This window comes from Rhodococcus sp. P4_F3_2 (genome assembly GCF_056401335.1).
In genome coordinates this window covers 1-16892 of record NZ_JBFUJN010000017.1, presented here as the reverse complement: position 1 = coordinate 16892, position 16892 = coordinate 1, and the positions used below count along the sequence as shown (strand labels likewise).

12 protein-coding genes and 1 rRNA gene are annotated in these 16892 nt (G+C 62.3%); 6 read left to right on the top strand and 7 right to left on the bottom strand.

Going from position 1 to position 16892, the window contains the following annotated elements:
- Positions 1 to 29: 29 nt before the first annotated feature.
- The 4 genes from AC1DWA_RS18485 (at position 30) to AC1DWA_RS18470 (ending at position 7483) form a co-directional block, all read left to right on the top strand.
- Entirely contained in the window at positions 30 to 3923 is a 3894-nt protein-coding gene (locus tag AC1DWA_RS18485) for a Pls/PosA family non-ribosomal peptide synthetase (RefSeq protein ID WP_214500062.1), read from the top strand.
- Between the two features lie 11 nt (positions 3924 to 3934).
- Positions 3935 to 5236 (top strand): M1 family metallopeptidase, encoded by a 1302-nt coding sequence (locus AC1DWA_RS18480; protein ID WP_044480251.1) that lies wholly within the window; start codon positions 3935 to 3937, stop codon positions 5234 to 5236.
- 148 nt (positions 5237 to 5384) lie between these two features.
- Entirely contained in the window at positions 5385 to 5900 is a 516-nt protein-coding gene (locus AC1DWA_RS18475; protein ID WP_029537460.1) for a hypothetical protein, read from the top strand.
- An 11-nt stretch (positions 5901 to 5911) separates the two neighbouring features.
- Positions 5912 to 7483, top strand: coding sequence for a flotillin family protein (locus tag AC1DWA_RS18470; RefSeq protein WP_477847460.1), 1572 nt, complete (start codon positions 5912 to 5914; stop codon positions 7481 to 7483).
- Between the two features lie 49 nt (positions 7484 to 7532).
- On the opposite strand, the gene AC1DWA_RS18465 is transcribed toward AC1DWA_RS18470, so the two are convergent.
- Both AC1DWA_RS18465 and AC1DWA_RS18460 read right to left on the bottom strand, forming a co-directional pair.
- The gene (locus tag AC1DWA_RS18465; protein WP_029254359.1) at positions 7533 to 8807 is read right to left on the bottom strand and encodes an MFS transporter; all 1275 of its coding nucleotides are present in this window, start codon (positions 8805 to 8807) and stop codon (positions 7533 to 7535) included.
- Positions 8807 to 9451, bottom strand: a complete 645-nt coding sequence (locus tag AC1DWA_RS18460) for a GntR family transcriptional regulator (protein WP_020968281.1) — start codon at positions 9449 to 9451, stop codon at positions 8807 to 8809. The genes AC1DWA_RS18465 and AC1DWA_RS18460 overlap by 1 nt, the downstream gene beginning before the upstream one ends.
- A gap of 175 nt (positions 9452 to 9626) precedes the next feature.
- On the opposite strand from AC1DWA_RS18460, the gene AC1DWA_RS18455 reads away from it, so the two are divergent.
- Positions 9627 to 10748 carry a GGDEF domain-containing protein gene (locus AC1DWA_RS18455; protein WP_030534865.1) on the top strand — a complete coding sequence of 374 codons (1122 nt, stop codon included), beginning with the start codon at positions 9627 to 9629 and terminating at the stop codon, positions 10746 to 10748.
- A 14-nt stretch (positions 10749 to 10762) separates the two neighbouring features.
- On the opposite strand, the gene AC1DWA_RS18450 is transcribed toward AC1DWA_RS18455, so the two are convergent.
- The 4 genes from AC1DWA_RS18450 to AC1DWA_RS18435 all read right to left on the bottom strand — a co-directional run bounded on the left by AC1DWA_RS18450 (position 10763) and on the right by AC1DWA_RS18435 (position 15013).
- On the bottom strand, positions 10763 to 11560 hold the full coding sequence (locus AC1DWA_RS18450; protein WP_269577545.1) for an SDR family NAD(P)-dependent oxidoreductase: 798 nt from the start codon (positions 11558 to 11560) through the stop codon (positions 10763 to 10765).
- Between the two features lie 77 nt (positions 11561 to 11637).
- Positions 11638 to 12336: a class F sortase gene (locus AC1DWA_RS18445; RefSeq protein ID WP_134998487.1), complete on the bottom strand. Its 699-nt coding sequence runs from the start codon at positions 12334 to 12336 to the stop codon at positions 11638 to 11640.
- 129 nt (positions 12337 to 12465) lie between these two features.
- Complete coding sequence (locus tag AC1DWA_RS18440) at positions 12466 to 13935, bottom strand: hypothetical protein (RefSeq protein WP_477847456.1); 1470 nt, start codon at positions 13933 to 13935, stop codon at positions 12466 to 12468.
- 619 nt (positions 13936 to 14554) lie between these two features.
- The gene (locus AC1DWA_RS18435; RefSeq protein ID WP_019746665.1) at positions 14555 to 15013 is read right to left on the bottom strand and encodes a carboxymuconolactone decarboxylase family protein; all 459 of its coding nucleotides are present in this window, start codon (positions 15011 to 15013) and stop codon (positions 14555 to 14557) included.
- A 49-nt stretch (positions 15014 to 15062) separates the two neighbouring features.
- Between AC1DWA_RS18435 and pdxR the strand changes: the two genes are divergently transcribed.
- Entirely contained in the window at positions 15063 to 16454 is a 1392-nt protein-coding gene (gene pdxR, locus AC1DWA_RS18430; protein ID WP_477847454.1) for a MocR-like pyridoxine biosynthesis transcription factor PdxR, read from the top strand.
- Positions 16455 to 16747: 293 nt separating this feature from the next.
- Here the strand turns inward: pdxR and rrf are convergent.
- Positions 16748 to 16864: ribosomal RNA gene (rrf, locus tag AC1DWA_RS18425) — 5S ribosomal RNA — on the bottom strand.
- Positions 16865 to 16892 lie beyond the last annotated feature (28 nt).

Sequence of the window (16892 nt, the reverse complement as noted above, 5' to 3'; positions counted from 1 at the left end):
GTTTCGTGAGTAGAACAGGACCAACGGGTTTGCCACTCCAGTCGCAGTCGGAGACGGAACAATCTTTCGGGATTCCGTCCGTATTCCTACGGTCGGCGCATGCACCTGCGCCGCGCACGCTCATCGACATCGTGCGGGCCTCAGCCGAGGCCAACCCGGAAGCACCTGCCATCGACGACGGCGACACCACACTGTCGTACTCGGAGTTGCTCGACGAGATCGCGCTCGGTGCGCGCTGGCTCGGTGATGCCGGCGTCGGCGCAGGTGACCGCGTCGGAATCAGGATGCCGTCAGGTTCGCGTTCGCTGTACGTGGCGATCCTGTCGATCCTCGCGGCGGGCGCCGCCTACGTTCCCGTCGACGCCGACGATCCGGAAGAGCGCGCCGAGTTGGTGTTCGGCGAGGCGCAGGTAGCGGCGATCATCACCGGCGACGGAATCCAGCCGGGGACGGCGCCGAAGCGGCTCGAACATCCACCGGTTCGCGAACCCGAACCCGAGGACGACGCCTGGATCATCTTCACCTCAGGATCCACGGGCACCCCCAAGGGCGTCGCGGTCACTCACCTCAATGCCGCAGCCTTCGTCGACGCCGAGGCGCGCATGTTCCTCCAGGACGAGCCCATCGGGCCTGGTGACCGCGTCCTCGCGGGACTCTCCGTGGCATTCGACGCGTCCTGTGAGGAGATGTGGCTCGCGTGGCGCCACGGCGCCTGCCTCGTCCCGGCTCCTCGTTCGCTGGTTCGCAGCGGCATGGACCTCGGCCCGTGGCTGGTCTCGCGTGACGTCAGCATCGTCTCCACTGTGCCGACGCTTGCGTCTCTGTGGCCGGCCGAGGCCCTCGAAGCCGTTCGACTCCTGATCTTCGGCGGCGAAGCCTGCCCACCCGAACTGGCAGAGCGCCTGGCCGTCGAGGGCCGCGAGGTCTGGAACACTTACGGCCCCACCGAGGCAACCGTCGTCGCCTGCGGCGCACTGATGGACGGCAAGAGCCCCGTCAGCATCGGCCTCCCCCTCGACGGCTGGGACCTTGCCGTCGTCGACGCCCAGAGCAATCCCGTCGCGGTCGGCGAGGTGGGCGAGCTGGTGATCGGCGGCGTCGGCCTCGCCCGTTACCTCGACCCCGCGAAGGACGCCGAGAAGTACGCGTCGATGCCCTCGCTCGGGTGGGAACGCGCCTACCGAAGCGGCGACCTGGTCCGGCTCGAGACCACCGGCCTGATGTTCCAGGGCCGCGCGGACGATCAGGTCAAGCTCGGCGGCAGGCGCATCGAACTCGGTGAGGTCGACAACGCCTTGCAGAATCTGCCGGGTGTGAGCGGCGCTGCCGCAGCCGTGAAGAAGACGGCAGCCGGCAACCAGCTCCTCGTCGGGTACATCGCCAGCACGGATCCCGACTTCGATCTCAAGGCCGCTCATGCACTGCTCAGCGAGCAGCTACCAGCAGCCCTCGTGCCGCGTCTGGCGTTGATGGACGAACTTCCGACGCGTACGTCAGGCAAGGTCGACCGCAATGCGCTGCCGTGGCCGTTGCCCGGCGCCGGTGAAGATGCCGGGGCCGCGTTGGGCCTCGACGGCACCGCCGCCTGGGTTGCCGGTCTGTGGGGATCGATCCTGGGAGCCCAGATCACCGGACTCGACGACGACTTCTTCGAAGTGGGCGGCGGATCCCTCTCTGCTGCTCAGTTGGTGACCGCCCTGCGCGAGCGGTTCCCCGAAGTGACCGTCGCACAGCTCTACGACCATCCACGGTTGGGATCGCTCGCCGAATATCTCGACGAATTGGCACCCACCGAAACTGTGGAGCCGCGCATCGTCGCTCCAACACCCTTGAAAACTCAGCTGGCGCAGATCGCCGTCACCGTTCCGCTCACGACGCTCACCGGACTGCAGTGGGTGACGTGGCTGGCGATCGCGAACAACGTCCTCGGCTGGTTCGTCGACGTCAGCTGGGCGCCCACGGTCTCGTGGTGGTGGATCCTGTTGGCGTTCATCGTGTTCATCACGCCGATCGGCCGTATGACCATCGCCGTCGTCGGGGCGCGCCTGCTCCTACGCAAGTTGGAACCAGGAACGTACCCGCGAGGTGGTAGTGAACACCTGCGTCTGTGGATCGCGCTGCGACTCACCGAAGCCAGTGGCGCAGCCAATCTTTCGGGCGCACCGTGGATGCTCTATTACGCCCGCGCCCTCGGCGCCGACATCGGCAGCGGCGTCGATCTCCACACACTTCCTCCCATCACCGGCATGCTCGAACTCGGTGACGGCTGCTCCGTCGAACCCGAAGTCGACCTCTCCGGCCACTGGATCGACGGCGACGTCATTCACATCGGTGAGATCAAGATCGGGGACGGCGCCTCCGTCGGTTCACGCTCGACGCTTCTGCCCGGCGCGCGTATCGGTCGGGACGCCGTCGTCGAACCCGGATCTGCGGTGTTCGGCCGAGTAAAGGCAAACCAGCAGTGGGCCGGCTCCCCCGCCACCAAGGTCGGGAAAGCGAATCATCCTTGGCCGGCCGAACATCCGAAGCGCGCACCCGGCTGGGTGCCGGTATACGGCGTCACCTCGGTCTTCCTGGCCGGTATGCCGATCTTCGCTCTGATGGCCGGAATCGCCTTGATCGGTTGGTGGATCCGCGACACCGACACGCTCACGAGCGCAGTGCTCCAATCGCTGATCATGCTTCCCGTCGCGACCATCGTGAGTTTGCTCGTCTTCGCAGTCGTCACGCTGGTGGCCGTTCGCCTTCTCTCGATCGGGCTGACCCCCGGCTACCACCCTGTCCGCAGCCGCATCGGCTGGCAGGTGTGGGCGACCGAACGCCTGCTCGACTCGGCCAGAACGTTCCTCTTCCCGCTCTACGCGAGCCTGCTGACGCCGGGATGGCTCCGCCTCCTCGGCGCCAAGATAGGCAAGAACGTCGAAGCATCCACCGTGCTCCTCCTTCCCAAGTTCACGACGGTCGCCGACGGCGCATTCCTCGCCGACGACACCATGGTTGCGAGCTACGGCCTCGGCGGCGGCTGGATGCACATCGAACAGGCGAAGATCGGCAAGCGTGCGTTCCTCGGCAACTCCGGTATGACCGCACCCGGTCGACGCGTCCCCAAGAACGGTCTCGTGGCGGTTCTGTCGGCCACCCCGTCCAAGGCCAAGTCCGGATCATCGTGGCTGGGTAGTCCACCGGTACGTCTGAGAAGGGCTGCCGGGGACACCGACGCCGCCCGCACGTTCAATCCGCCGATGCGACTCAAGATCGCCCGCGGAGTGGTCGAAACCTGCCGACTGATCCCCGTGATGGTCACGTTCGGCATCGGTCTCGGTGTTCTGTTTGCACTCGAAGCACTGGTCGGCGCCGTCGGATTCTGGTTCGCGGCTCTGTTGAGCGGCGTAATTCTGCTCGTTGCCGGAGCAGTGGCTGGCGCGATCACCATCGCCGCCAAGTGGATCGTCGTCGGGCGCATCGCCAAGGTCGAGCATCCGCTGTGGAGTTCGTTCGTCTGGCGCAACGAGGTAGCCGATGCGTTCGTCGAAACCGTCGCGGCGCCGTGGTTCGCTCGCGCAGCGACTGGTACTGCCGTACTCAACATCTTCTTGCGTGGGCTCGGGGCCAAGATCGGCAAGGGCGTTTGGTGTGAGTCGTACTGGCTACCCGAGGCAGATCTTGTGACTTTGGGCGACGGAGCGACAGTGGAACGGGGGTGCGTCGTGCAAACTCATCTCTTCCATGATCGGATCATGTCCATGGACACCGTCACCTTGGGAGCAGGAGCAACGCTGGGACCGCATTGTGTCGCGCTACCCGCAGCCGGCATCGGCGCGGGAGCGACGGTAGGGCCTGCATCTCTGGTGATGCGAGGTGACACCGTTCCGCCCTCCACCCGCTGGCAGGGCAATCCGATTGCACCGTGGGTGGCGTCGTGAAGCCGAACAGAATGCTCGAAGAGCCGCTCGATCCGTACCTGCCACACAACGGCAACCGCGGTTACCGCGTGTCTCGGTACGAACTGGAACTGACGTACAAGGTCTTCAGTAACCGTCTCGCCGGCAAGGCAGTCATCACCGCTGTCACCACCGAGAGCCGATCCAAGTTCAGCTTCGACCTCGCGCAGAACCTGCAGGTGTCAAAGGTGTCCGTCAACGGTGCCCGCGGCACCAAGTACGCGCACTTGAACAACAAGCTGATCCTCACGCCGTCTACCAAGATCCCCGCGGGCGGTGCCCTGTCGGTCACCATCGCGTACAGCGGCAACCCCGAGCCGATCAAGAGCCTGTGGGGCGAAGTCGGCTGGGAGGAACTCGACGAAGGAACTTTGGTCGCAAGTCAGCCCAACGGCGCGGCGTCCTGGTTCCCGTGCGACGACCATCCGATTTCCAAAGCGTCGTACCGCATCTCGATCACCACCGATTCCCCGTTCTATGCCCTCGCCAACGGCAAGCTGATCCGCAAGCAGACCCGTGCGAGTCAGACGACGTGGGTCTACGAGCAGACCGAACCGATGGCAACCTACCTGGCGACGATTCAGATCGGTCAGTACGAGCACCGACAAGTGAGCGCCGGGCCGGTACCGGTCTTCGCCGTTCACCCACCTCGGCTGCGCGCAGCGTTCGACGTCGACTTCGGGCGCCAACCCCAGATGCTGGAGGTCTTCGGAAAGCTGTTCGGCCCGTATCCCTTTGCCGACTACACCGCTGTGGTCACCGACGACGAACTCGAAATCCCCATCGAAGCGCAGGGACTCTCGATCTTCGGAGCCAACCACTGCACGGGTAGGCGCGGTTCCGAACGTCTTGTCGCACACGAGCTTGCCCATCAATGGTTCGGCAACAGCCTCACTCTCGGGCAGTGGTGCGACATCTGGCTACACGAAGGCTTTGCCTGTTACGCGGAGTGGATCTGGTCCGAGAATTCCGGTGGCCCATCCTCGAACCAACTCGCGACCAACGCCTATCAAGGGCTCGGGCGTAAATCTCAGGACTTGATCGTCGCCAATCCCGGGCCTGCCCTGATGTTCGACGATCGAATCTACAAGCGGGGCGCGTTGACTCTGCACGCCCTGCGCGGCGTTCTCGGAGACGAGAAGTTCTTCGAACTGATTCGCCAGTGGACTACGAAGCATCGGCACAGCACGGTCAGCACCGAGCAATTCACCGATCTCGCTTCACGTTTCACCGACACCCCACTGCGCCCTCTCTGGGATGCTTGGCTGAATCAACGCCCGCTACCTCGGCTTTGACGCTTTCCCCCAGCCGTAGCACCACGCCGAAACATTCCGAATGCGCCGATTAGCTTTGTCTTACCTTTACTATAGAGGTGGGCCGAGGGACGACCCCGACAACACAATTCTCAGGGCACGCTTCCTCGACAGGTAGATCGGGGGATCGATGTTCGTTGTATTCACAATATGTTTCGTGATCGGGGTTGTCGCCCTGATCGGAGCCTTTGCCGTCGGCGAGGTTGCAGATCTGGGCGGCGGCCACGCAGACGGGCTGCCATTTCTGAGCCTGACAACTTTGGCCACAGCACTTTTCGGCTTCGGCGCCGGCGGCGTAGCTGCCACTCTCGCGGACGCTCCGACGTTGGTAGCGGTTATTGCAGCACTCGCACTCGCCGCCGTTCTCGTTGTCGTCACGCGCGGCCTCCTTCTCCCCTATCTCCTTAAGCAACAAGATAATTCGCACATCGGGCGGGCTTCATACCACGGACTGTTGGGCACGGTCACCCTCACCATCGCAGCCGAAGGTTGGGGAGAAGTCTCGTTCGTCGACGCCGAAGGCAATCGCGTGCAGGCCAAGGCCGTCAGTGCACAGCCGATGGTTCTCACCACCGGCACCACCGTCTACATCGCCGATGTAGACGATCAATACCTTCACGTCGTCACGGTTGACGACGCGATCTAAGGACTCGATACATGCTGCCAATCATCATCATTGCGGTTGTAGTCGCAGTAATCATCTTCATCGTTCTCCCCGCGATCTACGTGAAGAACTACGTCAAGGTCCCGCCGAACGAAGTGGCGGTCTTCACCGGACGAGGCAAGCCGAAGGTCGTCCGCGGCGGTGCCCGGTTCAAGATTCCCGGCATCGAACGTGTCGACATCATGTCGCTCGAGCCGTTCAACGTCAGCATCAATCTCAAGAATGCGCTCTCCAACGACGGTGTTCCGGTCAACGTCGAGGCAGTCGGCCTGGTACGAATCGGTTCCGCCGACGAAGCGGTTCAGACAGCGGTGCAACGATTCCTGACTTCCGACCTGGACGAACTCCAGCAGCAGATCAATGAAATCCTCGCGGGCAGTCTGCGCGGAATCACCGCGACCATGACGGTCGAGGATCTGAACTCCAACCGCGACTCCCTCGCTCGCAGCGTGGTCGAGGAGGCAGGCGGCGACCTCGCCCGCATCGGCATGGAAGTCGATGTCATCAAGATCGCGGGAATCTCCGACTTCAACGGCTATCTCGAATCGCTCGGTCAGCGCCGCATCGCCGAGGTCAAACGTGATGCCGCGATCGGAACTGCTGAAGCAGAGCGTGATTCGCAGATCCAGTCAGCAAAGGCGCGACAGGCAGGTTCCGTCGCACAGGCCGAGGCCGACACCGCGATCGCGAGTGCAAATCAGAAACGCGACGTCGAACTCGCTCGCCTGCGAGCACAGACCGAAGCCGAGAACGCAGAAGCCGACCAGGCCGGACCTCTCGCGCAGGCAACAGCCGAGAAGGCCGTCGGCATCGCACGGGAGCAGGCCGAGGCGGCCCGCGTCGAAGCTCGCACCGAGGTCGAGCGTCGTCGCGCCCAGCAATCGGAAGCGGCATTGCAGGCAGATGTCATTGCACCGGCCGAGGCCGAACGCCAAGCCTCGATCGCACGCGCAGAGGGTGAGCGACAGGCCGCGATCCTCCGCGCCCAGGCACAGGCCGAGTCAGCAAGGCAGGCCGGCGGCGCTCAGGCCGATGCACGAAAGCTCGTCGCCGACGCCGTTCGCTCTGAACAACAGGCTGATGCCGACGGCCTTCGAGCACGTCTGGAAGCCGAAGCCGACGGCCGCAAGGTAGCGGCAGACGCCGTCCGTGCCGAGCAACAAGCCGAGGCGGATGGTTTGCGCGCCAAGCTCGAAGCCGAAGCTGCCGGTAAGCGTCAGATCGCCGAGGCGCTCAATTCCTACACCCCGCAGGCCGCGCAGTTGCTCACTCTGCCTGATGTTCTGGCAGCATTGGTCGACGCCACCGCAGCAGCAGCGAAGCCGGTCGGCGACATCGACCGCATCTCCATCGTCGGCGGCAGTGATGGGGCCAAGGGTTCGATCGGCTCGATCCTGGGCATCAGCCCCCAGGTGATCGCCGGCGTCATCGAAACTCTCGAAAGCTCAGGCGTCGATATCACCGGATTGCTCAACGGCCTGAACAAGACCGCATCGGTTCCGGTTGGTTCGGTACACAATTCGGTCCACAATTCGGAAAACGGTTCCGCAACTGTGGACGCGTGATTTCGCCCCGGTCCGCCGACTCTCGCAGGGGTCGGCGGATCGGACGGCATCACGCGCTCGGAAGATGTGAACGCGACTTGAAGAGAATCAGAATCAAGCAGGCAGCGGCGGCGGCTGATCCGAACAGAAGAGTCACCGTGTAGCTCAGCGCCGGAATGCTTTCCGACAGCATCGCCAGCAACGCAGGCACAGCAAAACCGATGTAGGTGATCGAGTAGAACACCGCGGTCAGTCCTGCCAGATCGTCCGGCCCCGCGATTCGCTGGATCTCCAGCAGCCCGGAAACCAATGCCATGCCGTACCCGCAACCGAGGATCGCTGCAGCCACGATCGCGATCGCCACGGTCAGCGTCGACGCAACCAGAGCAGCGCCGGCCATACCAACCACCAGAAACACCAGAGCCACAACGGCGCCGCGCGCGCTGCGGTCGGTATCGATCTTTCGCCCCAACGACTGAATCGCAAATCCGCATGTCAGCGCGACCATGCACAGTAGAGCCGAAAAGGCCACGGGCGCATCGCCACTGTGCCCGGTCATGAGCGCCGGAATAACTGCATACGCGACACTGGCAGCACCGAACACCCACGGCGCCAACGGAACAACAACGTAGAGGAATCGACGATGACCTGCCGAAGGGATCTTGAGGTCGTCGATCAACCTGCGACGGTCGGATTTCGCCTGTGCCGGTCGTGTTTCGGGAGCACGCCACAGCGCCATGGCGGCGAGGACGGTGATCGCGATGTGCAGGACGTACGCCAACACACTCGGCAGGGGCGCCCACTGCGCCAAGATTCCCGCGGCACCCGCCCCCAAGGCGAAGCCGGCAGTCAGACTCATCGCTGCTCGCCTGGCACCTGCGCCTTCCGACGCCGTCGAATCCCAAGGTTGCGTGGACAACTCCTTGACCCAGGAGCCGCCGACGGCCATACCGATCCCCAAGGCGATGCCGCAGAGGATCCTTCCCAGAATGAGAGCGGCAGCGGAGTCCGCCCCGAAAGCGAGCAGTGTCGAACCGGCGATCGCGATGATCGGCGCGGGGAGCATGATCGGGCGTCGACCCAATCGATCGGACAGCGGGCCGCCGAGCAGCAGGGCCGGCACAATTCCGACGACGTAGGCGAAGAGGAAGAAGTCGACCATCACCGGCGAATAGCCGTGATCGAGTCGGTACATCACCAGCAGTGGCGTGAATTCGTTTCCGCCCCAGGCCGCGGCGAACATGCTGGCGGCAACGGTCAGCCACAGCCATTTTCCGCCGGTGCCACGTTCACTGCCTGGACGACGTTCGGCTGCGGTCCCAGCGTCTATCGTTTGGGTGCTCATCACAGAGTTCCTTCGAAGCCGAGGCCGTGCACCTGGCGCATGTGTGTGAGGACGGCAGTGTTGTATCCGTCTGCATCGCCTGTTTCTACGAGGTCGGTAAGCGCGGTGTGGTCGGCAAGGATGCGAGACAGTTGGCCGGGGTCGCGTGAGATCGACCGCGCTGTCATCCGTCGTTGCCTGTCGCGCAGACTCGCGTAGAACGAGTCGAGCAAAGGGTTCCCACCGGCGGCAACGATCATCTTGTGAAAGTCGGCATCGATCGCGCTGAACGCGGCAACGTCCCCGCGATCAGCAATCTCACGTTGCTCGATCAGATTCGCGCGCAACGCTGCGACAAGCGTTTCACGTGCGTGCGGTCGGACCGACACCACTCGAACGCTCTGAGTCTCGACGAGCTGTCTGGCACTGACTACGTGTTCCGCTTCCCCATCCGCGACCGGGACGATCAGCGCCCCCTTCTTCGGGTAGAGGCGCATCCAACCTTCCGACTCGAGACGCAGAAACGCCTCACGCACCGGCGTTCGGCTCACATTGGTCCGAGCGGCGATGTCACCCTCGCTGATCAGCTCCCCGCCGGCGAGTTCGCCGGAAAGGATCAGCTCTTTGACTTCGCGGAAGACGTTTTCCGAAGCGGAATACAACATAGACACAAGATGTATTTATACTCCATGCTGGCGGAACCCAGACATTCGGGTCGCCGATCCGAACATCTCGGTCCAACACGGCATCGATCCAGCTAGCATTGCAAGGTGCCAGACAGAAGAGGAGTCAGTTCACGATGAACGGCGCACGCTCCCGCCATCGCAGACTGACGCACTCATGACGTCGCAGATGAAGTCCATGAGGACCCTGACCCGCGAGTGGCTGGCCCTCCCCGATCAATACGACCGATTCACTCGCTATCTCCGCGACAACGGCCTCACGACCGCCACCCGGCTATTACTTGGCATCATTGTCATCGGACTGGGCGTGTGCGCACTACTCAACAGATTCAGTCCGGCCGGTCCGACAAGCACGATTGCGCTGTTCTTCAACACTGTTGTCGTGATCTCGTGCTTCATGGTCGGAGTCTCATGGTGGGTCTTCGGCCCGACAAAGCGCCGCTCGTTCGGTTTCGTAGTCTTCTGCGACATCGCAGTCACAATTTCCGTACTTGGAGATTCCTCGCAGCTTGCGCGATTACTCACCTGTGTCATCTACGCGCTGATCGGTATCTACATCGCCTATTTTCACAATCCGAAGTTGCAGATCGCACACCTGACCTTCTCGGTTGTGATGATCGTGGTGGCTGCGCAGCCGATCCTCTTCGGGCCGGAGCGAGATCCCGCGCTCGGTGTTTCGAAAGTGCTGGTTGTCGTCACCGCACTCGTGGTCTGTGCGTTCATCTCGCAGATCGTGCTGACGATGCTCAGCATGGACGCGTCCAGCTCCGACCTCGATCCCCTCACCGGGCTCCTGAACCGTCGTGGCCTCGACCGCCACGTCGAGAAGGTACTCGCGGAGTTCCAGCGTCAGGAATCGGCGGCACTACTCGTGATCGCGATCGACATCGACCGGTTCAAGACGATCAATGACGTACACGGTCACGACGTGGGCGACCGCATAATTCTCCGGGTTTCACAGCGGTTGTCCGCCTGGGCACATGCCGATGCTGTTGTCGCACGGGTCGGCGGCGACGAATTCATCCTCGCTCAAAGACTTTCCGTGCCGGCCATCGGCCCGATGCTCGACTCGATCGGACCGGCAATGCACTCGAATACCGACGAGATACCGTCGACATCGAGCATCGGAATCGCCGTGCGTACCCACAAATTCGTCGCCGGAGAAGAGCGTGCAAGAGCGTTCACCGACATGCAGAAAGTCGCCGATTCGGCGATGTACGAAAGCAAGAGACTCGGCGGCGGACGCGTTCACACGATCGTCACCACTGCGAGCAGGTAGCAGTACGTGAGTTATCAGTAATAAACCGGCCCCGGCACTCCTCCACCCGCTGCCACCGCGTCACCGGTGATCGCGATGCTTCGCGGCGATGCCAGGAAGGTCACGACATCAGCCACCTCTTCGGCGTCGATGATCCGGTGTATCGAATTCGTCGCGATACCCCGCTCCACCTCCGCCTGCGAGCGGCCGGATTCTTCCGACTCGCGCGTAATCCGCGCGGTCAACCTCTCGGTCCGCGTCACGCCCGGATGGACGACAGTGACGTTGATTCCCTTGGGGCCCAGCTCGTCTGCAAGATTCTTGGTCAGCGCAGACACACTGACGTTGCGGATCGTGTGGGCGATCGAGGTTGCCTGTCTGGCGCCCAAACCGCTGATGTTGATGATCCGACCCCAACCCTGATCGATCAGATACGGCGCCACAGCACGCGCAGTGCGCAGGTAGCCGAGCACTTTCACTTCGACTTCGTCGCGCACGACGTCGTCGGTGGTCGCCTCGAAATCCGTCGGCTTTCCGGCGCTGAACGGAGTCGCTGCCGAGTTGACCAGAATGTCGACGCCGCCGAACTCCTTTACTACTTGCCGCACCGACGCCTGAACTGCGTCGTCGTCTCGCGTATCCGTCACGACTCCGATCGCACGAATTCCGAACTCCGAAACCAAATCTCGTGCAACGCTTACGACGGTTTGCTCAGTGCGCGCGAGTATCGCGATGTCGACCCCTTCAGCAGCCAGACCTCTGGCGATTGCCAGACCGATCCCCTTGCTACCACCGGCAACGATCGCACGCTTTCCAGACAGGTGAAGATCCATACCTGCGACACTATCCAACAGGCGATCCCCGATCTCTACGAAGAGGGATCGGGGACCGACTGGATTGTTTCTGTGTCTCAGACCATCAGATCCGCGTACAGGTAGACGTTGTCGGCGTAGTTACCCACACCGTCCTCGAATTGCAGTTCGCCGCCGCAGGTTACGACTGCCAACTTTCGAGGGCCATCCGGGCCGGCCAGCACGCTTTCCTCCACGCCATCGGCCTTCGGACGCGTCGTCACCGCAGTCACCTTCCACGACGTGCTCTTGCCCGTCGCGTCGGATGTACGGATCACTTCACCCGGTTCGATCGTGCCCAGGTCGAACAGTGCACCGTTACCCTGGCCGGTCAAATTGACATGTCCGGCAATCAAAGTCGTGCCGGTGACCGAGTCGAGCGAGGCGCCGTCGAGCCAGATTCCGACGTTCTTGACGTTCTCCGGCGGAGTGAGAACTCCTTCCGGCACGGTGGCGTCCACGATCGGCGCCTGAACACCGACCGGGTCGAGCGAAAGGGTGTTGGGAGTCATCAACTCATCCGAAGGCGCTGCCGGATTCGCGGAGTGCGACATGACAACTCCCGGACTCGGCGGGATCGCAGCATCGTCATCGGAGGATCGCAGGCCGACGAAGGCCATGGAAGCACCGGCGACAAGCACCGCGACGAGGGCCAGGATGAACGCGACTCGACGCCCCTTGCCGATGTTCGCGGGCTGATCGTGGTTGGGATCGTCGTATGGATTGGATGGATTGGGATCCGACTCGTGCATGGTCATCGAACTGTCTCCTGCGGGATGAGGCACCCCCGGCGCCTCTTGCGAATTGACGCCCCCTGCGTCTGATCTGTGTCGGCACCGATCACACGAATCGTGACCGGTGCCGACGTCTACTACATCTGCCTGGCGTCAGGAACGCTTGCGGCGGAGAGCAACTGCTCCGGCAGCAGCCATACCGACAAGCCCGAGGCCCGTCACTGCGACGGCGACGTTGCGGCCTGAATTCTGTTCAGCGGCACCACCGTCGATGGCAACCGGGCGAGGTCCGGTGGCCTGCTTCGGAACCGACGGCGCCGGAGCAGCGGGAGTTGCAACCGGCTGCGACGGAACAGGTGCACCCGGAACTACGGGCACGACCGGCACAATCGGCACGATCGGAACAATCGGCACGATGGGCACAATCGGAACGACCGGAGTTGCAGGCGTCGTGGTTGCCGGTGTCGTTGTTGCCGGTGTCGTTGTTGCCGGTGTCGTCGTTGCCGGTGTCGTCGTTGCGGGTGTCGTCGTGGGCGCTGCTGCATATCCGACGCTGGCAGACGCATTCATCAAAGCCGGCCGAACGGTGTCGAACGACGCGAAGATCTGGCACTGTGCGCCTGCCGTGTTCCAGTGCAGGTTCTCGACCGAATCCGGAATGACGCTTGCGGTCACGGAGTAGTCACCGCCGTCCGCAGCGGTGAGGCACAGATCCACGGCAGTCGGTGCGTCGCCGCGGCCGTCGACCGTCAATTGGTTTGCACTCAACGTTGCCTTGGCGTTGTCGCCACAGACGGTGAGTTCGGTGCCCGCCGAGGACTGAACATTGATCGGCTTCCGGTACATATTCGTGTTCAGGGTGAATACGGCAGTCTCGCCGGCCTTCAAAGTTCCCGTCGCGGGCGTCTTGCGAACGAGGTCGAGCGTCTGCGTGACGTTCATGATCTCGACGATGCGAGCTCGCTCGTCGTCGCCGATGTTCCTGTCGCACAGGCCTTTGAAATCGGCCATCAGCGGATTGTCGTAGTCCGAAACGCACCACACCAGCGTCTGCCGCGCCGAACGCGCATCCTCACTGCCATTTCCCGAAACGACGCCGTCGAGCTTGGCGGGATTCTGCAGCAACCAACTGATGACAGCGAGATCGTCGGCTGACAGATCGGGATTGCCCGATGACGGAACCGTCGCACCCATCTCGTCGTTGTGCTTGTCCACGGGCAAACCGTTTTCGTCGACGCCGGCACATGGATCGAGATCGAAGTCCGTGCAGTACATCCATTCCGACTTCGCAATTCCGTCGACGTCGCGGACACCGCAGACCGGCGCATCCACCGCGGCCGAGGTACCCCGATCCGTGGTGCCGTACATCGGCACGATGTTGCCGTCGTTGTAGTGATCCAGCCGAATGCCGGAGATGTCGAGCATCTGCTCTGAGGGCGTGTACTCGGTGCCCTCACACAACCCGGCGGTGAACGCCGGAGCAGCCGCGGTTCGCACCGGCATCGGCGCGGACACAGCTGGTGAAGCAAAAGCAACGCTACTACCGGCCACCGTTGCGGCAATAGCTGCAGTTAGCGAGAGCCGGAGAACAAGCGGCCTACGCCGTGAACCAGACACAGTCATCAAAGCTTTCCTTTCAAGACATTTCGGTAGCGGGAAGGTTGCTTGGATTCCCAAGGCCACGCCACCCAGCGCTCACTTCCGAGAGGATCGGCTGATCGCTTTTGGCAACCAGCCAGTTACTAGATGGCAATGTAGTGCATGTTTCAAGAAAGTCCACCCGATCGTCGAGCCCCCGTACGCAGCTTGAACCTCCGGACGACGAGTTAGCCAATAAGATGACTGCACCTTTGTCCAACCGCACAACTATCGCGATCAACTCAAAATCGGCTCACGTAACCGGGGCGTTTCCGGCATTCCTCCGACGCTAGCCGGTCGGTAACTCGGACATTCTGGGGAAACTCACAGGAAGGGGCGTTTTCAGCGCGCACACAAAAGAAGGGGCCCGCAATGCGGACCCCTTCACCGGAACTTCCAACCGAGACTGCTTTGTCTGGATTCAGACAACTTGCAGATACTCGGAACAATCCACCGATTCACAAAATGTGATTTGCCTCACATTTAGAGAATCTGTTGGTTTTGTTCACACTCTGAACCAATCTTTTGGTCCTCTTTGTGTCGATTACCAGATCTTCGACGGCGGCAATCTGCACCCGATAGAGAGCGGAGTACGAGCCTCGGATCAGTCTCGGACCGGAGGCGCCTTCCTTGTGGTAACCGCAATGCGATTCCACGCATTGATCGTGAAGATGACGCTGATGAGCTGGGCCAGTTCCTCGTCCGAGAATTCGCCGGCAGCCTCGTTGTACACCTCGTCCGGAACGAAACCGTCAGTAAGGACTGTCACGGCCTCGGTCAAGGCGAGTGCGGCGCGTTCGCGATCGGAGTACATCCCTCGCGCTTCTTCCCACGCGTTCAGTAGGTAGAGCTTCTGCTCCGTCACGCCGACCTTTCGGGCATCGCGAGTGTGCATGTCCAAGCACCATGCGCAATGATTCAGCTGCGACGCACGCGTGAGGACTAGCTCGACGAGCGTCGGCTCCAGCCCCTTGCGCGCAGCGGCATCCAACGCAATCATCGCCTTGTAGACCTCGGGCGCCAGCTTTGCGATATCCAGTCGTTGTCCTGTTGCTGTAGTCATACTCAAACCGTAATCCCGGAAAGACCCCGAAACATGGTTCAATCCGGTGATGAATTCATGGGCCAATCTTGGGTTCGATCTGCATATCGAGCTGCCACAGGGAATCGGGGTTCGCGCTGCGCTGCTTCAGACGCTTCGCGACGCGATCGACAGTGGACTATTGAAGCCCGGCACCAGACTCCCACCTTCCCGCACCCTCGCACTCGACCTCGGAGTTGCCCGAAACACCGTTGCGGACTGCTATGCCGAGCTCGCCGCCGCTGGATGGCTTGTCACGCGGCCGGGTTCCGGAACCGTGGTCGCCACGCTCGCCAGCACACACAGTCGCGAGGTCGATCCATCGCCGACCCGACGGCGCTTGACCTACAGCCTTCTCCCCGGATCGCCGGACGCGTCGGCGTTTCCCCGCACTGCATGGATTTCGTCCGCCAGACGTGCTTTGACCACCGCGCCGACCGACGCTTTCGCGACCACTGATCCCAGAGGCCGAGTCGAACTCCGGAACGCCCTCACCACATACCTGAGCCGCACCAGAGGCGTTCGCGTCGATCCGAGCCGCATTGTGATCAGTGCCAGCTCGGGTCACGGGATCTCCCTCCTCGCCCGTGCACTCGGAGGAACGATTGCGGTCGATGCTTTCTGCCTTCACCTGCACCGACAGTTGCTCGTCGACGAAGGACTGCTGACAATTCCCATTTCGGTCGACGAATCAGGCACTTGCACAGACGAATTGGCGTCAACGTCTGCTGAGAGTGTTCTGCTGACGCCGACGCATCAGTTTCCCCTCGGAGGTCCCCTCACGCCGGCGAGGCGCGCGACCGCTCTCGAATGGGCCTCGACTACCGGTGGCGTCATCATCGAGGATGACTACGACGGCGAATTCCGTTACGACAGAAAGCCTGTCGGCGCACTCCAGGGAATCGCGCCGCAGCACGTTGCGTACCTCGGCACTGTCAGCAAGACACTGTCGCCGGCCATTCGCATCGGATGGATGGTGTTGCCGGACAGACTGATCGAACCCGTCCTCGCAACAAAGGGACCCTACGAACGCTGGGTAAGTTCAACGGATCAATTGACCTTGGCAGACTTCATCGAATCCGGAAGATTCGACAGCCATATTCGAAAGATGCGTACCTCGTATCGACGACGACGCGATCAACTGGTTGCGACCCTTGCACAGCAAGTACCCCGGGTCAGGGTCGAGGGGATCTCCGCGGGTCTTCACGCTGTGATCCGCCTTCCCTCCGGCACCGAACAATCTGTTCTTGCGGCGGCGCAGGCGCGCGATCTCGGACTCGAAGGGTTGTCCGTCTTCCGACATCCCGACGTATCGTCAGTCGGCGGTGACGGCATCGTCGTCGGTTACAGCACGCCGACGCAGTCGCAGTACTCCAGGACGCTGGATGTGCTCTGCGAGGTGTTGCAGGCGACTCTGCGATAACGCCTGTCGGATCTACCCATTCGCTCACCTGCCCTGCCCTGCCCTGATGGAGTGAACGTACCGTTCATCTCGTTAGAGGCGGTGAGAGTGTCGTTCACTCGATCCCGGACGGGGTGGTGAGCCGGCCGTGCTCTTCTGCTCGTGATGGTGTGAACGGTACGTTGGGTCGATCTGAGGCGACGGACGTACCGTTCGCTCGATCCGGGGGGTGCCGGCGACGGGATGTTTCGGGGTGTTTTGGGTACGAGAAAGCCCCCCAACCATCACTGGTTGGGGGGCTTCTCGTAATTTGTGTTCGGCGGTGTCCTACTCTCCCACACCCTGTCGAGTGCAGTACCATCGGCGCTGAAGGGCTTAGCTTCCGGGTTCGGAATGGGACCGGGCGTTTCCCCTTCGCTATGACCGCCGTAACTCTATGAAACTGTCACAGTAACCAAC

Bases quoted from the DNA above. Each gene is read 5' to 3' on its own strand.
- AC1DWA_RS18440 (WP_477847456.1), bottom strand. From the start codon at position 13,935: ATGACTGTGTCTGGTTCACGGCGTAGGCCGCTTGTTCTCCGGCTCTCG.
- AC1DWA_RS18435 (WP_019746665.1), bottom strand. From the start codon at position 15,013: ATGACTACAGCAACAGGACAACGACTGGATATCGCAAAGCTGGCGCCC.
- AC1DWA_RS18460 (WP_020968281.1), bottom strand. From the start codon at position 9,451: ATGTTGTATTCCGCTTCGGAAAACGTCTTCCGCGAAGTCAAAGAGCTG.
- AC1DWA_RS18450 (WP_269577545.1), bottom strand. From the start codon at position 11,560: ATGGATCTTCACCTGTCTGGAAAGCGTGCGATCGTTGCCGGTGGTAGC.
- AC1DWA_RS18475 (WP_029537460.1), top strand. From the start codon at position 5,385: ATGTTCGTTGTATTCACAATATGTTTCGTGATCGGGGTTGTCGCCCTG.
- AC1DWA_RS18465 (WP_029254359.1), bottom strand. From the start codon at position 8,807: ATGAGCACCCAAACGATAGACGCTGGGACCGCAGCCGAACGTCGTCCA.
- pdxR (WP_477847454.1), top strand. From the start codon at position 15,063: ATGAATTCATGGGCCAATCTTGGGTTCGATCTGCATATCGAGCTGCCA.
- AC1DWA_RS18455 (WP_030534865.1), top strand. From the start codon at position 9,627: ATGACGTCGCAGATGAAGTCCATGAGGACCCTGACCCGCGAGTGGCTG.
- AC1DWA_RS18470 (WP_477847460.1), top strand. From the start codon at position 5,912: ATGCTGCCAATCATCATCATTGCGGTTGTAGTCGCAGTAATCATCTTC.
- AC1DWA_RS18480 (WP_044480251.1), top strand. From the start codon at position 3,935: ATGCTCGAAGAGCCGCTCGATCCGTACCTGCCACACAACGGCAACCGC.
- AC1DWA_RS18445 (WP_134998487.1), bottom strand. From the start codon at position 12,336: ATGACCATGCACGAGTCGGATCCCAATCCATCCAATCCATACGACGAT.